This is a genomic window from Halobacterium sp. CBA1132, from assembly GCF_001485535.1.
Classification (GTDB): Archaea; Halobacteriota; Halobacteria; order Halobacteriales; family Halobacteriaceae; genus Halobacterium.
In genome coordinates this window covers 26317-40922 of the sequence record NZ_BCMZ01000001.1, presented here as the reverse complement: position 1 = coordinate 40922, position 14606 = coordinate 26317, and the positions used below count along the sequence as shown (strand labels likewise).

Genomic DNA, 14606 nt, shown 5'->3' with positions numbered 1-14606 from the left:
GGGGCTAGAGGTTCAGCAAGTCTTCGAGGCGTTCTCGGTTTTCTAATCCGGCCTTGATGAGCGCGGGATAGTAATCGCGGTTTTTCTCTAACGCAGTCCCGTGTGCGCGTTTGTGCTGGAGATTAAGCTCGTCGAAGGTCAGAGCCAATTCTTCGAGCTGTTCCGACGGGAGATACATCATCAGGTGGGGCCGGTCTTTCACCGTCCCAGTCTCGCTTTCTTCCGTTTTTACCGGTTCAGACGGTTTTACCGTTTTAGACGGTTTTTCTGTCTTTACCGGTTCAGACGGTTTTTCTGTCTGTTCCGTCCTAGACGTCTCAGGCTGTTCCTCAGTATTAGATGAGCTATCGTCGTCAGAGAAGCGCCCGTTGAGACGGTCAAAGTTAGTATCTCGTCCCGTCATGCTGCGACCTCCTCAAGCCGAGTTGCAATCGACTCGAATACGGCCTCCATATCGCAGTCCTCGCTATGCTGGTGAATCGAAACACCGGCACTCCATGCACGTTGCAGTGCGACCCGCTTGCGGACTTCCCAGACTGGGATTCCATCGAAGTTGTCGTCGAACCACTGCATCATCTCCTCGCTCTGTCCATCTGGTTCGACACGATTTGCGACGATTCCAATCTCCTTAATGGTCGTCTCAAAATTCTGTTCGAGGGTGGCCATCTGGCCGTGGACCAGCTCTAACGCGCGGATAGAGGTCGATTCCGCTAGCGCAGGAACCAGTGCATGCTCGCACGCGAGTAGGGCGTTGTCCGTGAGTTGTCCGAGCGACGGAGGGCAATCGACGAGGATGAAATCGTAGTCGTGGTTGAGGGAGTCGAGAGCTAGCTGGAGGCGGTGACGGCTACGCATCGCGGTCGTTAGCTCGGATTCAGCAGCGAACAAGTCGATATTCGACGGGAGAACGTCGAATTCTTCGTGCTGGTCAATCAGCTCGTTAATCTGGTCTTGGTCGTCGAGATCGAGCAGGACGTCGTGAAGGTTCGGTGACTCAGATTCATACTTCGCTTGTAGACCCAGTCCTTCTGTTCCGTGGCCTTGTGGGTCGAGGTCCACGAGTAGGACGTCGTGGTTACGGGCCGCGAGTGCCCCTGCAACGTTGATGGCGATGGTTGTCTTTCCGACTCCGCCTTTCTGGTTCGTAACCGCGATCTTGGAAGTCATTAGCTGCAAAAGGATGCAGGGGCGTCCCGGCGTTAGGAGTGACGCGTTTCAACCCGTATCTTTATCCGTAATTCACCGGTGCAAGACTCGTATCGCGGGTTTGGAGAAACACAGCTAACTAGTTACCGGATGGTCAACCTCACCTCACTCGGTTAATTCAGGTCGAATACTTTGACAGCAATCTTGACGGGTGTACCGGAGTTGATGTTGAATCGGTATACGTCGTGATTGTCGTAACCCGGAAGTTCTGTCTCAAACTGCTCGTGACTCTTTGTCGCCTTCTCCGCCTTCGCACGTATCTCGTTAAACCCCTCTCTCCTAGAGAACATCATCAAACATGCGTGTGAATCCCGGACCGTTAGATTCCCTATGAGTTGATCTATAGCGTCTATAAATTGTGCCTGCCCAGACCAGAACTTGCACTCCGCAACGAACAGATTCCGGTTCTCGTAGGGTAGTAGAATATCAGTTTTTCCACCTCGGTTGAAAGACTCACCCTGTGCAATCCCGGCATAGTGAGAGTTGATGCCTGCGAGGAAAATATCGCGGAGGGACTCTTCATCCAAATCACGAAGCCTCTCAGCAGATCGTTCGATATTCACTCCCAAGTCATCAATAATCCCGAGAACCTCCAAATAATGATTGTCTGGAAGTAGATTCAGAGAACTGCTGTCATCAGGTTTTGGAAGCTCGATACTCCGCTTCTTTTCAGGAACTATGAATCCCTGACTCTCCGAACCACCTGTATCGACACCGAGGTCCTCCATGACCTTTGTCTTGGTTTCAACCTCGTCTCGACGCCGTTCAATCGCTGAACGCGCCTTGTTTTCAGATTTCTCCCGCATCTGCCTGATGTCGGAATTGAGGTTTTCTACCCACCACCGGACATCATCCTTCCAGCCCTCGATATCAGAGCGAAGCTCTTCTTTCACCTCTTCTGCCTCTCTGTTCTGCGTCCGAAAATCGAAGTACCTCACAACTTCGCTACTTCTGAGTTTATCGTATAGTGGAGGGCTGAAGTTGAAGCTACTGGGCTTGTAACGGAACAGCTTCTTATCGCCGTCAAACTGGAACTTTACCTTCAGCCTCTCATATTTCCGAGTGGGTGTACCTCGACCAATATTTGGAATCCCAGCCCGGTTTCGAACTTCTTTCTCAACTTGCCCTCCGTCCTTTTTGATGACATCGTGAAGTTCAATCTGAGAGGGAGTATATTTTGAAGAGAAGATTATCGCTAGAGAGTCCGTACTGTTCTCATCTAACTCCTCAGAAGTGAGCGATGAGATTTCGTCCTTCATCTTATCCTGTTTCTTCCTTTTCAAATCGAGGAAATTGTGATCCAAGAATAGGGCACTCCGATTCCTTGCCATTACCAAGAGACCTATTGGTCCAACATATTGGTACTTCCCCTGAGTGACGGCTTTCCAAATTATTGCCGGGAATCAGATACTTCGATGCGCAAGCTAGCTTAGAACTGAATCACTCCCTTCCAGAAATCAGTTTTACTGTAACAAACGTCTTAGAGGTCATTACTATCTAAAACGGTTGTACTAGCTTCTTTGCTTCAACCGTCTCAGACAGTATAGTTTTTTACTGTTACAACTGGTTTGTACGACTTCTCTGATATGCTTGCCGAGCAAGAAAGACGTAACAAACCGGCACAAGGCGTTTTTCATCTGATTGCGCACGTCCACAACCAGATATATGTTTGAGGATACAGCATCCATAAAAGATGAATCTGGGGAAGGCAGTAGTGGCACTCCTTATTGTACTCGTGCTTGCAGTAGCAGCTGGGTCATACTATACGCCAAATACGTCCGGGGGAATGGCAGAGAGCCAAATAAAGGATTCCGACGGTGATAATCTAAATGATAGCTATGAATCCAAGATTGGGACCTCAAAATATTCAGCCGATACAGATGGTGATGGGCTTTTAGATAATTGGGAGGTGCAAAACTCATCTAGTGAAAAGAGTATCCCTGAGAGTGACCCCCTACAGAAGGACCTCTATCTCCAGATCAATTACGGCGAGAATGTTACCCACCTAACGGACTCCGAAATCCAGCAGCTAAAGGATTATTGGGCGGAGATGCCTGTGGCGAATCCGGACGGTACTAACGGGATTGATCTACATATCGACGATACACCCCCAGAGGGTGGAGACATAGTCACAGACTTTTCTTTGGATGGATATGGCGTAGGCTCAATTTCGTATAAAGAGCTGAGAAACCTAGCAAGAGCGTACTATGGTGGGGAAGAGTCTGTACAGGGGAACATTAGCGCAAATAGGCGGTGTGCATATCATCAGATGATTCTGGTTGAAAGTAGATTCCCATATAATAAGGGAGACAACTTTACCTATACACTTGGGAAGGCAATTCCCGGCGGGAAATTCTCGATAATCATGGGTGATTCGAAAGACGGCACCGTAATGATTGGTCCTAAACATCCCTCACGATTGTCCATAATGACGCATGAACTACTCCACAACGTAGCTGGTGGATACCACACGAACTCTTCCAGTTGGCTAGCACCGACAACACCGGGAATGGCGAGTCAACTGAGTGATAGAACGAAAAATGATCTAACAGACGGATTTAACGTGAGTTCCTGCGGATGAATCCTCGCCTGCAAGAGGAGTATACTAGTTCCATGCCGGTCAGTAGCTCTCCAGAGTGCTAGATTCTACATCGCCAAATTTGGACAGCTAACTACAGTCACAACGGTTACCAGTGGATTGCAATCGGGTCAATCACTATAGATTTCCCCTCCAAGATGAAGTCCTCCGGGTGGATTTCTGGAAGTTCAAACTCACTCTCGTTTTGTTCGTCCATCGAGTCTAGGACCCGTCCAACCAATTTTGCCCGAAACTCTGAGTTTTCGCTATCAGAGGACACAGAATCCATCATTCGAAGAGCCTCAATCAAGTCCCAAATCGTCTCCTCATCGTTGACTTCCCTGACACGGCCTAAGATCGTATACTCATTTTGACTCCGAAATTCTCGATCCGGATCAACCCACATATTTTGAGTGTCAACGGTTGTAGCGACACCCCACTGTCCGGTTGGAGCGTCAATTTCCAAGCCAATCCAACCATGATAGAGTAGTTGGTAAAACTGTTCTACTTGTCCAAGCTGAGACGCATTTTGCATTAACTGTGCAAAAACTCCACCACCCTGCGGGGCATCAGAGGTGGATTCAACGATGTACTGGAGCGCACTTAGAAGTGGATAGAGTGGGTCCGGCCGACAAGACCCTACGACTCGAACAAGCTCACCTAGTTCGATGTCCTCAATATCCGAATCACTGGTAAGATCGGTGATTTCAGGGTCGGTATGGTCGTTTTCAAAGGAGTCGATCAAGATGGAAAACCGGTACTGGTCGTTCACTCGCTTACTAACTTCCGACAGTTCACGTTCGGTCTCAGAGCTTGAACGTGCATGACTTCCGCCAAGATTTAGCAAGCTCCCGAGGTCTATACCTGCTCTACCTTCTGATTGAGAGCCCTCCTCTTCACTTTCTTCTGCTACGTCACGGACTGTTTCAGGGACAGCCATGAACATGGACGCCAAGAGTGAGTTAACTGCCCCCGAATCTAGATACACGAATTGACGAACATCACGGTTCATACCCGTGAAGATTGGTGATGGACAGATAAGATTAACCGAGAATCTATTCGATACGCTTTCCGAGCATCAATTTAGTGGCTCAATCCCGTGTGATTTCGAATGAAGGCGGAATAGATTCTGTTGAAACCATATTAGTCCAACACGATTTTCGATGAGTCTGCCGTTGGGTAGGAGACTTCATTTATTTGTGAATCGGACTATGCCCTCTTCCTAAGATGATACCTGATCGACTGGAGACTCATCTTGAGTCGGTAAACTACGAACCGGATTGGAACCACAGAGTAACATTACATATCACGGCGTTCATGTCCCACTCTGGTGATTTTTCGCCAAACACGATAATCTTCAATTGCGATCCCTTAGGCAGTAATTATTCTAGGGTTGTTCTGGAGGCAGAGTTCGAAGACCGATCTCAGTTCGGGGAAATTCGAGAATTCCTCGTTCATCACCTAAAGCAAGATGATCAGATTCACCGATCTCTTGAACTATCACTCAATAATGGGGTCAAAACTACTACGTCTCACAACGGGACTGTGAACAGGTCAGAAGGACTGGATGAACTCACAATTGAGGCTAATCATGAGAGGATTTCGTTTGGACCGTTAGGAACTATGTCTCCGGATATTTACTACTACGAGGAACGGGATGATTCCGGAGACGAGGATCGTCGGAACGCTGAGGAGCTGTTGGCATTTTTTGATGAAATTCGGTCATCTTCTGAAGCGGAATTAGATTCTGTACCGCTTCATGATGGAGAACTTGTCGAGCGCTGCTTGCCTCTATTTGAGCAAGAGAATTATCACGAGTGTACGCGACTCGCCGGACAGATATTGGAAGAACGCGTACGTGAAATCGCACCCGAGTCGCTTTCTGACTACGGAGGAAGTAAGCTCTTCAGGGAGGCATTTGCCCCGGATAATGGCGAAGTTCAAATTGCTTCAGACTCTGGTGAGCAGTCAGGGATAATGGCCATGTTTCAAGGAGTGTATAAAGGAATACGTAATCCTCTGAGTCATCGAACACCTGACCCAGAGGGTGAGGAATATCTTGATGGGTTAGATGCAACACAGGCGATGAATATCTTACACATAGTCGATTATCTTCTCACTACGCTCGACCGGAACATCCCCTCCAAGTAAGTACGAAGAGCGCACGACACTACTGACGAGGTTGATGCCACCAAGTGGATGGAATAGCGCCACAGCCGAGGATACCGACGACGAGAGTACACCGCCAGACGTAAATCCTACTCACAGGACCCGGTTAGCATAATTCATTAGCGAGTCTCGACCACACAAGAGAGTCGTCAACGGAGTCGTACTTACCTAACGTTTAACTCTCGGCGGAGTTTAGTTTAGATAACCGCACGAAGGCGGCGACCCCCGCTATGAGTTATAACGAATTCAAATGAGCCAGACGGACGTTCTTTATAAGGAACGTACTGCAGTCTGTTGATTTTGGATCGTTATGGAGAATGACGGGCGCGAAGGGATTTGAACCCCTGACATCTTGGTCCGGAACCAAGTGCTCTGTCCGCTGAGCTACGCGCCCTCGGCGTGTGGTAACGGGGGCGACGGTATAACGGTTGTGAGTCCTGGGCGGTCAGGCGGCCTCGGTGTCGTCGGCGTCGACGAGCGTGCGCTTCCACGTGCCGCGCGTGAACCACGCGGCGGCGACGATGGCGCCGGTGACGTTCCCGAACGCCATCCCGACCCAGATGCCGGTGGCGCCCCAGTCGAGCGCGAACGCGAACAGGTAGACCGTGAGGACGCGGCCGAGCCACAGCGTCACCATCGAAATCACCATCGCGGTCTTCGTGTTGCCGGCGCCGCGGAACGCCCCCAGGAGGACTTGGACGATGCCGACGAAAACGAACTCGATGGCCCGGATGCGGACGTACGTCGACCCGTAGTCGATGATGGCGGCGGCGTTCTCGGCGCCGGGGCTGAGGAACACGGCGACGATGGGGCGGGGGAAGACGGCGGCGGCGATGGCGATGACGAACAGCACGCCCGCCGCGAACTTCGCGGCGAGCCAGACGGCGCGTTCGGCGCGCTCGGTCTGCTTGGCGCCGAGGTTCTGTCCGACCATCGTGTTGGTGGCGCGACCGAGCCCCATCGCGGGCAGGAACACGAGCGAGATGAGGCGGTTACCGAGGCCGAACGCGCCGACGACGGCGGGCGGGAACGACGCCACCATCGCGGTGAGCGTGATCATCGCGAGCGCGCTCGTGGACTGCTCGGCGGCGCTGGGCGTGCCGACGCGGACGATGCGCGAAATCATCGAGAAGTCCGGCGCGAACTGCGACAGCGAGATTGCGGGGCCGGCGTCCGTGAAGAAGAGCACGTAGACGCCGATGACGGCGGCGACGAGGCGCGCGAAGATGGTGGCGACGGCGGCGCCCGCGATGCCCATCTCGGGGAACACCCACCACCCGAAGATGAGGAACGGGTCGAGGAAGACGTTGATGGCGACGCTGACGAACATCACGAGCATCGGCGTGCGGGTGTTGCCGTAGCCGCGCATCAGCGCGGAGAACACGAAGAAGCCGAACAGCGCGGGCATCCCGAGGAAGAACACCTCCATGTAGTCGCCGGCCAGCGGCACGACGACGGCGGCAGTCTCGGCCTGTGCGGGCAGCAGCCCGAGCATGTCCCGCGTGACGAAGTGGCCGACGATGCCGAGGACCGTCGCGATGGTGACGACGAACCCCATCGTCTGCGCGGCGACCTTCCCCGCTGAGCCCTCGCTGTCGGCGCCGGTGAACTGCGCGACGAGAATCGATCCGGCGGTGGTGAACCCGCCGCCGACGGAGATGAGGAAGAACACGAGCGGGAACGCGAGGCTGATGGCGGCGACGGCGTGCCCGGACAGCCGACCCAGCCAGAACGTGTCCGCGAGGTTGTACATCACCTGGAGGAGTTGGATGACAACCATCGGCCACGCGAGCCGAATCATCGGACCGACGAGGTCGCCCTCGGTGATGCTGCTCGTCGAGCGGGTTTCGGGCACTACGACAACGCACGCGGCGCGCCGTTTTGAAAACTCCGGCTCGAAGAAAGCCGGCAAACCGCACGCGTTGCCGGCGAACGAGAGAAGTCGCGGGAAGAACAGTGGCCGAACGCTACGGCGTCTCGTCCGTCTCCAAGGAGAAGGACGCGGTCGGGTGGGCGGTACACGTCAGCATGTACCCCTTCTCCATCTCGTCGTCGCTGAGCGTCTCGTTGTTCGTGTGCTGGATGAAGTCGTGGGAGTCGTCGCCGCTGGCGACGCGGCCACCACACGACAGACACTGACCCTGACGGCAGGCGTACGGGAGGTCCCAGCCCTCCTCTTCGCCGGCGTCGAGGATGCTCTCGTTGTTCGCGACCTCGATGGTCTCGCCCTCCTTGACGAACTCGATCTCGTAGTACTCGACTTCGTCCTCCGGGATGGATTCGGGGTCGAAGCCTTCCTCTTCCTCGCCCTCCTCCTCGAGTTCGCCTTCCGCGGCGCCGCCCGCGACCGCGCCGGCGCCGCCACCACCGCCGATGGAGCGGTTGTACGGCTCCGGGAAGTCAGTCTCCGGAACCGTCGACGCGCGCTGTTCGAGGACCTCGCTGGCGATGTCCTCGGGGACGGGCTTCGCGGTGCCCTTCAGGAAGTGGAGCCCGACGAGCGTGAGCGCCATCCCGAGACCGAGCGCCAGCCCCAGTGTGTTCACCATGCCCGGCGGTACGGAGAGGTTGCTTAACAGTATTGTGATTGCTCACCGCCCCGCTCCGGGCGAGTTTTGAGGCGGTGGCGCGAACGCCGCGGCATGGACGTCGCGATACTGCTGTACGAGGGGTTCGACGAGCTAGACGCCGTCGCCCCCTACGAGGTGTTCCGAACGGCCGCCGACTTCGGCGCGGACGTGGACGCGAGCCTGCGGACGCTCGTGCCGAGCGAGCGCGTGACTGCGAGCCACGGCCTCCGCGTCGAACCCGACGACGTGCTCCTCGGCACGCCCGACCTCGTGCTCGTTCCCGGTGGCGGGTGGAACAGCGTTGCGCCGGAGGGGCGACGAGGCGGAGACGGCACCGCCGTCGGAGCGCGTGACGACGCGGGCGCTCGGGCGGAAGTCCAGGACGGCACGCTCCCCGAACGCCTCGCCACGCTCCACGATGGCGGCGCGACCATCGCCACGGTCTGCACTGGCGCACTCATCGCGGCGGAAGGCGGCCTGCTGGAAGGGCGGCCCGCGACCACGCACGAATCCGCGAAGGACGACCTCGCCGACTACGGCGTCGACGTGCGCGACGACCGCTACGTCGACGACGGCACGATGCTCACGGCGGGCGGCGTCACCTCCGGCATCGACCTCGCGCTCCACCTCCTCGAACGCGAATGCTCGCCCGGCGTCGCCGAACAGGTCGCCGAAGAAATCGAGTACGAGAACAACTACTGACCGACTCGGCTGTTACTGGTCGCTCTGCCCGGCTCGCGGGCCGCTATCGTTCGTTCCGAACAGCCTCTGCTCGCGGGTCGCTGCGCTCTCCGCTCGCTATTTTCGTCGCTCTCGGTCGTTCGCTACGCTCACTCCTTCCGAGCGACCTCGTGTCGCCCGAACCCGTACCGCAGCCGGTTCGCCAGCCGCCGCGCGAACCGTCCCTCGCCGTCGCTGCTGGCGCGGGAGTCGAAGCGCTCCGCGAGCGCCTGATAGATGATGGGGAGCGGGACTTCCTGTTCGAGGCTCTCTTGGACCGTCCACGTGCCCGTAGAGCCGCCGGCGACGTGGTCAGCGACGTCCCCGAGGTCGTTGCCCTCCTCGCGGAACGCCTCCTCGCAGAGTTCGAGCAGCCACGAGCGGATGACGGCGCCGTTGTTCCACGTCTTCGAGACGGCTTCGAGGTCGAGGTCGTAGCGGCCCTCGTGGAGGAGTTCGAAGCCCTCGCCGTACGCCTGCATGAGCGCGTACTCGACGCCGTTGTGGACCATCTTCACGTAGTGACCCGAGCCCGCGGGCCCCATGCGGTCGTGACCGTCCGGGCCGGTCGCGACGGCGTCGAAGACGGGCGTGAGTTCGTCGTACGCCCACTCGGGGCCGCCGACCATCAGCGAGAAGCCGAGTTCCGCGCCCGCGGGGCCGCCCGAAGTGCCGCAGTCGAGGTACGCGAACTCGTGTTCGTCGGCGCGCCGCGTCGAGTCCTCGAAGTGGCTGTTCCCGCCGTCCACGACCACGTCGCCGCTATCGAGTTCGGGCGCGAGTTCGTCGAGCGCGGCGTCGACTGGGTCGCCGGCGGGCACCATCAGCCAGATGCGCTTCTCGTCGCCGAGCGCGGCCGCAAGGTCGGGAATCGATTCCGCGGGCGTCGCGCCGGCGTCGGCGGCGTCCTCGCGGGCGTCGGGGTCGATGTCGAACGCGACTACGTCGTGGCCCGCGTCCAGACACCGGTCGACGACGATGCGTCCCATGCGGCCGAGACCGATAACGCCGAGTTCCATACGTCGAACTCCCGGGCGCGGTAGGTAGTGGTTGCGATAAGCGCGGGGCGTCAGTCGCCGCTGGCGTCGCGGCGACCACAAGCCTTCAGGCCGCGCGCACTGAACGGCGTCGTATGCGTACGCTCCCGGTGGTCCTCGCGGTGGTGCTCGTGAACGACGCCGTCCTCCTGCTGGCGCTGGACGTGTCGGTGCCGACGTGGCTGGTCGTGTTCGGCGCCGCGCTCGCGCTGACGGTGCCGGTCGCGGTGGCCGTCGGCGCTGGCGTCGACCGGGAGACGCCGTCACGCGCGGAGTTACAGCGAGAAATCCAGCAGTTGCGCGAACGAGTGGCGACGCGGGAGGACGGCGAGCGAAGGGAAAACGATTAACCTTAGGCGAGCCTAAACTGTGCCCGTGAAACGAAGCGTCGTCGTCGACCGGACTGGCTCTCGGGGTGAGCCGTAGTGTCGCTCGAAGAGACCACCGCCGAGCGCGCGGACCCGGCGGGCGAGGCCGACGAGGCCGGCGAGGACACTCCCTCGGCGCTGTTCGGCGACGACCTCGAAGTGACGTACGCGACCGCCGACGAACCGGTCGTGACCTGCGACCGCGTCGACATCCCGGAGGGCGAGGTGACGGCGTTCGTTGGGCCGAACGGCAGCGGGAAGTCCACGCTGCTGAAGGCGCTGTCGAACCACCTCGACCGCGAGGCGGGCGCGGTGGTGCTCGACGGGAAGGACATCCAAGAGTACGGGCAGAAGGAACTCGCGCGCGAACTGGGCTTGCTCTCGCAGGAGAACACCTCCCCGGGCTCGATTACGGTCGAGGACCTCGTCTACCACGGCCGCTACCCCCACCGCGGGTTCTTCGACTCCGTGACCGACGAGGACCGGGAGGCCGTCGAGCGCGCCATCGACCTCGCGGGCGTCGACCACCTCCGCGAGCGCGAGGTCGGCGGGCTCAGCGGCGGGCAGAAGCAGTTGGCGTGGATCGCGATGGTGCTCGCCCAAGAGCCGGACGTGTTGTTGCTGGACGAACCGACGACGTACCTCGACCTCCACCACCAACTGCGCGTGATGGAGACCATCGAACGCCTCAACGAGGAGGACGGCGTCACGGTCGGCGTGGTCCTGCACGACATCGCGCAGGCCGCCCGGCGCGCGGACTACCTCGTCGCGCTCGAAGACGGCGAGGTCTACGACTGGGGGCCGCCGGTGGACGTGTTGACCGAGGAACTGCTCTCGGACGTCTTCAGCGTAGACGCCGCCATCTCGTACACGCCCGACCCCCAGATTATCCCGAAGGGGTCACTGGACTGAGGGCGGTTCCGGCCGCCGTGGCGCCCCGCAGGAGCGCGGAACGAAATCCTTTTGCGTCGTTTAGGCCACCCTAAACATAATGGACGCGACGACTCGCCGCCCGACCCCGCCCGGCGAACGAACACGCACGCGACGCCCCTCCCGGAGGAAGCGATGTCCGTAGGCGACGCCGAAGGCCTCCGCGACGGAATCGACCGCTCGCTGGTCGCTGTCGTCGCCGCGAGCATCGTCGTCGTGGCCGTCGGCGCCGTCGTGCAGGTCCGGTACGGCTCGTACTCGATGAGCCTCGAACAGGCGCTGAGAGCGCTGTTCGACACCGACGTGCTCTACGACCCGCGGTGGCTGCTGAAGTTCGTCGTCGGCGAGTCGCTGATGCGGACGATTACGGGCTTTCAGGGCGAACTCCCGGAACTGGCGACCAGCACCGTCGTCGTCTGGACCATCCGGCTGCCCCGCGTGGTCGCCGCAATCGTCGTCGGCGCGAGCCTCGCGGTGTCCGGCGCCATCTTCCAAGCGGTCACGCGCAACGAACTCGCCAGCCCCTACATCCTCGGCGTGTCCTCCGGCGCCGGTCTCGCCATCCTCCTGACGCTCGTCGTGTTCAGCGGGCTGAACGCCTACCTCCCCATCATCGCCGCGCTCGGCGGCGCGGGCGCGTTCGTGCTCGTGTACGCCATCGCGTGGCAGAACGGCACGAGCCCGGTGCGCCTCGTGCTCGCGGGCGTCATCGTCAGCACCGTCTTCACCTCCCTCCAGCAGGGGATGTTCTACTTCGCGGACAGCCTCGGCGTCGTCCAGAGTGCCATCGCGTGGACCACGGGGTCGCTGACTGGCGTCGAGTGGCGCCACATCCGGCCCGCGCTCCCGTGGGCGGTCGGCTCGGTCGTGCTCTCGCTGGTGAGCGCGCGCCAACTGAACGTGCTCGCGCTCGGCGAACAGACCGCGCGCTCGCTCGGCATGTCCGTCGAACGGACCCGATTCCTGCTCGCGGGCGTCGCCGTGCTCGCGGCCGCTTCGAGCATCGCCATCGCGGGCATCGTCGGCTTCGTCGGCCTGCTCATCCCGCACGTCGTCCGGAACATCGTCGGCAGCGACTACAAGCAGTTGATGGTCGGCTGTCTGTTCGCCGGTCCCGCGCTGATGGTCGCCGCGGACGTCATCGCGCGCCTCGCGCTCCCCGTCGGCCAAGTCCCGGTGGGCATCGTCACCGGCGTCGTCGGCGGCCCGTACTTCCTCTATCTGATGCGGCGCCAGCAGGACGTCGGCGAACTGTAGCGCGTACCGTTTTACTTCGTCGGGTTTTCTCGCTACGCTCGTCGCGGTGTCCTCACGAACGGAGTGAGTGAGGGTCGGTAAGCTCTGCTTGCCGGTGAAACGCGCGGCGAGACCGTGCGTCGGCGAACCGACTGTTCCGCCGGTGGGTTTTTGCAGTAGGCCGGCGGACGCACTCGTAACCGACCTGACATGGCCTCCGAGGACTCGGCTCCCGTAGTAACGAGGATTGTGCGATTCGTCCGTGGTGACGACCACTGGGTCACGCTCGTCGCCGCGGTTTCGGTCTTCGCGATAGTCGGAGTGACCACGGACCTGCAGTGGTTCTGGTTGGTGACTATCGGGATGGTCGTTTCCGGAGTCGTCGAACTCGCTATCAACAGTTTCTGACAGCGTCACACCCGCAGTGAGTGCTTCACAGCGGGTTGCCGACCCGCTGCGCGTCCTGCTGAGGAGCCAGCGGGCGGAGTTCGGCACAGCGTGAGACCGTGGCTCTCACGCTCGTCCGCGAAAGAGTAGCCGGGCGGCGCTCAGAAGTCGCCGTTGACGATGTTCGCGACGCGCTCGCGGTCGAACAGCTCCTCGTCGACGTCGTAGAGCTGCTGTGCGCCGCGCTCGGTGAGCACGAGGTTCGTAATCGGGCCCTGGTAGAGCGGGCCGCCGCGGTAGATGTCGCCGTTCTGGACGGCGGTGAGGTCGCTGGCGGTGGTGTCGTCTTCGAGGAAGGAGACGACCGTGTTCTGGAACTCTTCGGCGGTCTTGGCCTCCTGACCGCGCAACAGGAGGACGTCCGGGTCGATTTCGAGCAGCGTCTCGAAGTCGACTTCTGCGCGGGAGGCGTGGAAGTCGCGGACGTCGGTGTTCGCGAGCGCGTCGTTGACTTGGAGGTCGCGCCACTGCTTGAAGCTCGTCCCCTCGCTGATGAGGTACGGGGAGAACGACGTGGGTTCGTCGCCGGCCGCCCACATGATGGCGACGCTCGGGCGCTCGCTCTCGGCGGGCACGACATCGCTGACGTTCGACTGGAAGTCGTCGTGGAGGCTCTCGAAGGCCTCGTAGCGCTCCGTGCGCTGGAACACCTGCGCGAGCTTCTCGAAGGCCTCGTAGAGCGTGTAGTACTGGTAGTCCTCGTGCCACCCGTAGCCCCGCGAGAAGATGCTGTTGCCGAAGAACGGCCCGACGCCGTCCTCGATTTCGTCGATGTCCGATTGGTTCCAGCCGCTGAAGCGGTTGAGCAGGAAGTTCGGGTCGATGACGTGGACGTCGGCGTCCAGCGAGTAGAACAGTTCTTTGTCGACGCCGCCCTGATAGAGCGAGGTCATGCCGCTGGCGTCGACGGAGACGCCGTCGATGTCGTCGTAGTACCGGGTGTGGTAGCGGTTCGCGAGCCAGACGGCTTCCGGCGGTTCGCGGCCGAGCGCGACGCCCATGTCGGCCCAGCTACCGTTGTTCGCGACCCACGTCTCGGGCACGGCGTCGAACTCGACCTCGCCCATCGGCTCGATGGAGACGCTGTACGAGCCGTCGTCGGCGGTCGTCTCGTCGGAAGAACTGGTGGTCGTATCCGATGCAGTAGTCGGCTCGGTAGTCGACCCGTCGGACTCCGAGTTGCTGGTGCAGCCGGCGAGCAGGCCGGCGACGGTCGCTGCGGTTCCGGATTTGATGAACGTGCGTCGTCGCATACTCGTTTAGGTTAGCCTAAAGAATAAAAGCGCGTCGGTTTTTCGGCCAGCCTAAATAAGGGCGAGCGAGCGCCGTGTCACGTCACCACCCG

The 14606-nt window shown here is 59.5% G+C and carries 15 protein-coding genes and 1 tRNA gene; 7 read left to right on the top strand and 9 right to left on the bottom strand.

The genetic code is table 11. The annotated features are described in order from the left end of the window. Positions 1–4 precede the first annotated feature (4 nt). From AVZ66_RS16825 to AVZ66_RS00195, 3 genes are all read right to left on the bottom strand, one after another. Complete coding sequence (locus AVZ66_RS16825; RefSeq protein WP_157575554.1) at positions 5–403, bottom strand: hypothetical protein; 399 nt, start codon at positions 401–403, stop codon at positions 5–7. Beyond that, positions 400–1167 (bottom strand): ParA family protein, encoded by a 768-nt coding sequence (locus AVZ66_RS00200; protein ID WP_058980647.1) that lies wholly within the window; start codon positions 1165–1167, stop codon positions 400–402. Before AVZ66_RS00200 ends, AVZ66_RS16825 begins: the two co-directional genes overlap by 4 nt. A gap of 152 nt (positions 1168–1319) precedes the next feature. Then, complete coding sequence (locus AVZ66_RS00195) at positions 1320–2537, bottom strand: hypothetical protein (RefSeq protein WP_058980645.1); 1218 nt, start codon at positions 2535–2537, stop codon at positions 1320–1322. A gap of 362 nt (positions 2538–2899) precedes the next feature. Between AVZ66_RS00195 and AVZ66_RS16025 the strand changes: the two genes are divergently transcribed. After that, positions 2900–3787 (top strand): hypothetical protein, encoded by an 888-nt coding sequence (locus AVZ66_RS16025; RefSeq protein WP_157575553.1) that lies wholly within the window; start codon positions 2900–2902, stop codon positions 3785–3787. A gap of 106 nt (positions 3788–3893) precedes the next feature. Here the strand turns inward: AVZ66_RS16025 and AVZ66_RS00190 are convergent, their stop codons facing one another. Continuing rightward, entirely contained in the window at positions 3894–4796 is a 903-nt protein-coding gene (locus AVZ66_RS00190; protein ID WP_058980644.1) for a hypothetical protein, read from the bottom strand. A gap of 215 nt (positions 4797–5011) precedes the next feature. Between AVZ66_RS00190 and AVZ66_RS15535 the strand changes: the two genes are divergently transcribed. Then, complete coding sequence (locus AVZ66_RS15535) at positions 5012–5935, top strand: TIGR02391 family protein (protein WP_082678724.1); 924 nt, start codon at positions 5012–5014, stop codon at positions 5933–5935. A gap of 339 nt (positions 5936–6274) precedes the next feature. Here the strand turns inward: AVZ66_RS15535 and AVZ66_RS00180 are convergent. From AVZ66_RS00180 to AVZ66_RS00170, 3 genes are all read right to left on the bottom strand, one after another. Then, a tRNA-Arg gene (locus AVZ66_RS00180) sits at positions 6275–6347 on the bottom strand. 51 nt (positions 6348–6398) lie between these two features. Further along, complete coding sequence (locus tag AVZ66_RS00175) at positions 6399–7754, bottom strand: MATE family efflux transporter (protein WP_058984594.1); 1356 nt, start codon at positions 7752–7754, stop codon at positions 6399–6401. Between the two features lie 166 nt (positions 7755–7920). Then, positions 7921–8502 carry a 2Fe-2S iron-sulfur cluster-binding protein gene (locus AVZ66_RS00170; protein WP_058980640.1) on the bottom strand — a complete coding sequence of 194 codons (582 nt, stop codon included), beginning with the start codon at positions 8500–8502 and terminating at the stop codon, positions 7921–7923. 93 nt (positions 8503–8595) lie between these two features. Here AVZ66_RS00170 and AVZ66_RS00165 point away from each other — a divergent pair, with 93 nt between their 5' ends. Continuing rightward, complete coding sequence (locus tag AVZ66_RS00165) at positions 8596–9225, top strand: DJ-1/PfpI family protein (RefSeq protein WP_058980638.1); 630 nt, start codon at positions 8596–8598, stop codon at positions 9223–9225. 128 nt (positions 9226–9353) lie between these two features. On the opposite strand, the gene gnd is transcribed toward AVZ66_RS00165, so the two are convergent. After that, positions 9354–10262, bottom strand: a complete 909-nt coding sequence (gene gnd / locus AVZ66_RS00160; protein WP_058980636.1) for a phosphogluconate dehydrogenase (NAD(+)-dependent, decarboxylating) — start codon at positions 10260–10262, stop codon at positions 9354–9356. A gap of 113 nt (positions 10263–10375) precedes the next feature. Here gnd and AVZ66_RS00155 point away from each other — a divergent pair, with 113 nt between their 5' ends. The 4 genes from AVZ66_RS00155 to AVZ66_RS00140 all read left to right on the top strand — a co-directional run bounded on the left by AVZ66_RS00155 (position 10376) and on the right by AVZ66_RS00140 (position 13222). Further along, positions 10376–10630: a hypothetical protein gene (locus AVZ66_RS00155; protein ID WP_058980635.1), complete on the top strand. Its 255-nt coding sequence runs from the start codon at positions 10376–10378 to the stop codon at positions 10628–10630. 75 nt (positions 10631–10705) lie between these two features. Beyond that, on the top strand, positions 10706–11560 hold the full coding sequence (locus tag AVZ66_RS00150) for an ABC transporter ATP-binding protein (RefSeq protein ID WP_058980633.1): 855 nt from the start codon (positions 10706–10708) through the stop codon (positions 11558–11560). Positions 11561–11713: 153 nt separating this feature from the next. Next, positions 11714–12835: an iron ABC transporter permease gene (locus AVZ66_RS00145; protein ID WP_058980631.1), complete on the top strand. Its 1122-nt coding sequence runs from the start codon at positions 11714–11716 to the stop codon at positions 12833–12835. 189 nt (positions 12836–13024) lie between these two features. Next, on the top strand, positions 13025–13222 hold the full coding sequence (locus AVZ66_RS00140; protein WP_058980629.1) for a hypothetical protein: 198 nt from the start codon (positions 13025–13027) through the stop codon (positions 13220–13222). 140 nt (positions 13223–13362) lie between these two features. On the opposite strand, the gene AVZ66_RS00135 is transcribed toward AVZ66_RS00140, so the two are convergent. Continuing rightward, positions 13363–14514 (bottom strand): ABC transporter substrate-binding protein, encoded by a 1152-nt coding sequence (locus tag AVZ66_RS00135; RefSeq protein ID WP_058980627.1) that lies wholly within the window; start codon positions 14512–14514, stop codon positions 13363–13365. Positions 14515–14606: the final 92 nt, after the last annotated feature.

Excerpts from the sequence above, each read along its gene's own strand:
- AVZ66_RS16825 (WP_157575554.1), bottom strand. The coding sequence starts at position 403 with ATGACGGGACGAGATACTAACTTTGACCGTCTCAACGGGCGCTTCTCT.
- AVZ66_RS00200 (WP_058980647.1), bottom strand. The coding sequence starts at position 1,167 with ATGACTTCCAAGATCGCGGTTACGAACCAGAAAGGCGGAGTCGGAAAG.
- AVZ66_RS00195 (WP_058980645.1), bottom strand. The coding sequence starts at position 2,537 with ATGGCAAGGAATCGGAGTGCCCTATTCTTGGATCACAATTTCCTCGAT.
- AVZ66_RS16025 (WP_157575553.1), top strand. The coding sequence starts at position 2,900 with ATGAATCTGGGGAAGGCAGTAGTGGCACTCCTTATTGTACTCGTGCTT.
- AVZ66_RS00190 (WP_058980644.1), bottom strand. The coding sequence starts at position 4,796 with ATGAACCGTGATGTTCGTCAATTCGTGTATCTAGATTCGGGGGCAGTT.
- AVZ66_RS15535 (WP_082678724.1), top strand. The coding sequence starts at position 5,012 with ATGATACCTGATCGACTGGAGACTCATCTTGAGTCGGTAAACTACGAA.
- AVZ66_RS00175 (WP_058984594.1), bottom strand. The coding sequence starts at position 7,754 with ATGATTCGGCTCGCGTGGCCGATGGTTGTCATCCAACTCCTCCAGGTG.
- AVZ66_RS00170 (WP_058980640.1), bottom strand. The coding sequence starts at position 8,502 with ATGGTGAACACACTGGGGCTGGCGCTCGGTCTCGGGATGGCGCTCACG.
- AVZ66_RS00165 (WP_058980638.1), top strand. The coding sequence starts at position 8,596 with ATGGACGTCGCGATACTGCTGTACGAGGGGTTCGACGAGCTAGACGCC.
- gnd (WP_058980636.1), bottom strand. The coding sequence starts at position 10,262 with ATGGAACTCGGCGTTATCGGTCTCGGCCGCATGGGACGCATCGTCGTC.
- AVZ66_RS00155 (WP_058980635.1), top strand. The coding sequence starts at position 10,376 with ATGCGTACGCTCCCGGTGGTCCTCGCGGTGGTGCTCGTGAACGACGCC.
- AVZ66_RS00145 (WP_058980631.1), top strand. The coding sequence starts at position 11,714 with ATGTCCGTAGGCGACGCCGAAGGCCTCCGCGACGGAATCGACCGCTCG.
- AVZ66_RS00140 (WP_058980629.1), top strand. The coding sequence starts at position 13,025 with ATGGCCTCCGAGGACTCGGCTCCCGTAGTAACGAGGATTGTGCGATTC.
- AVZ66_RS00135 (WP_058980627.1), bottom strand. The coding sequence starts at position 14,514 with ATGCGACGACGCACGTTCATCAAATCCGGAACCGCAGCGACCGTCGCC.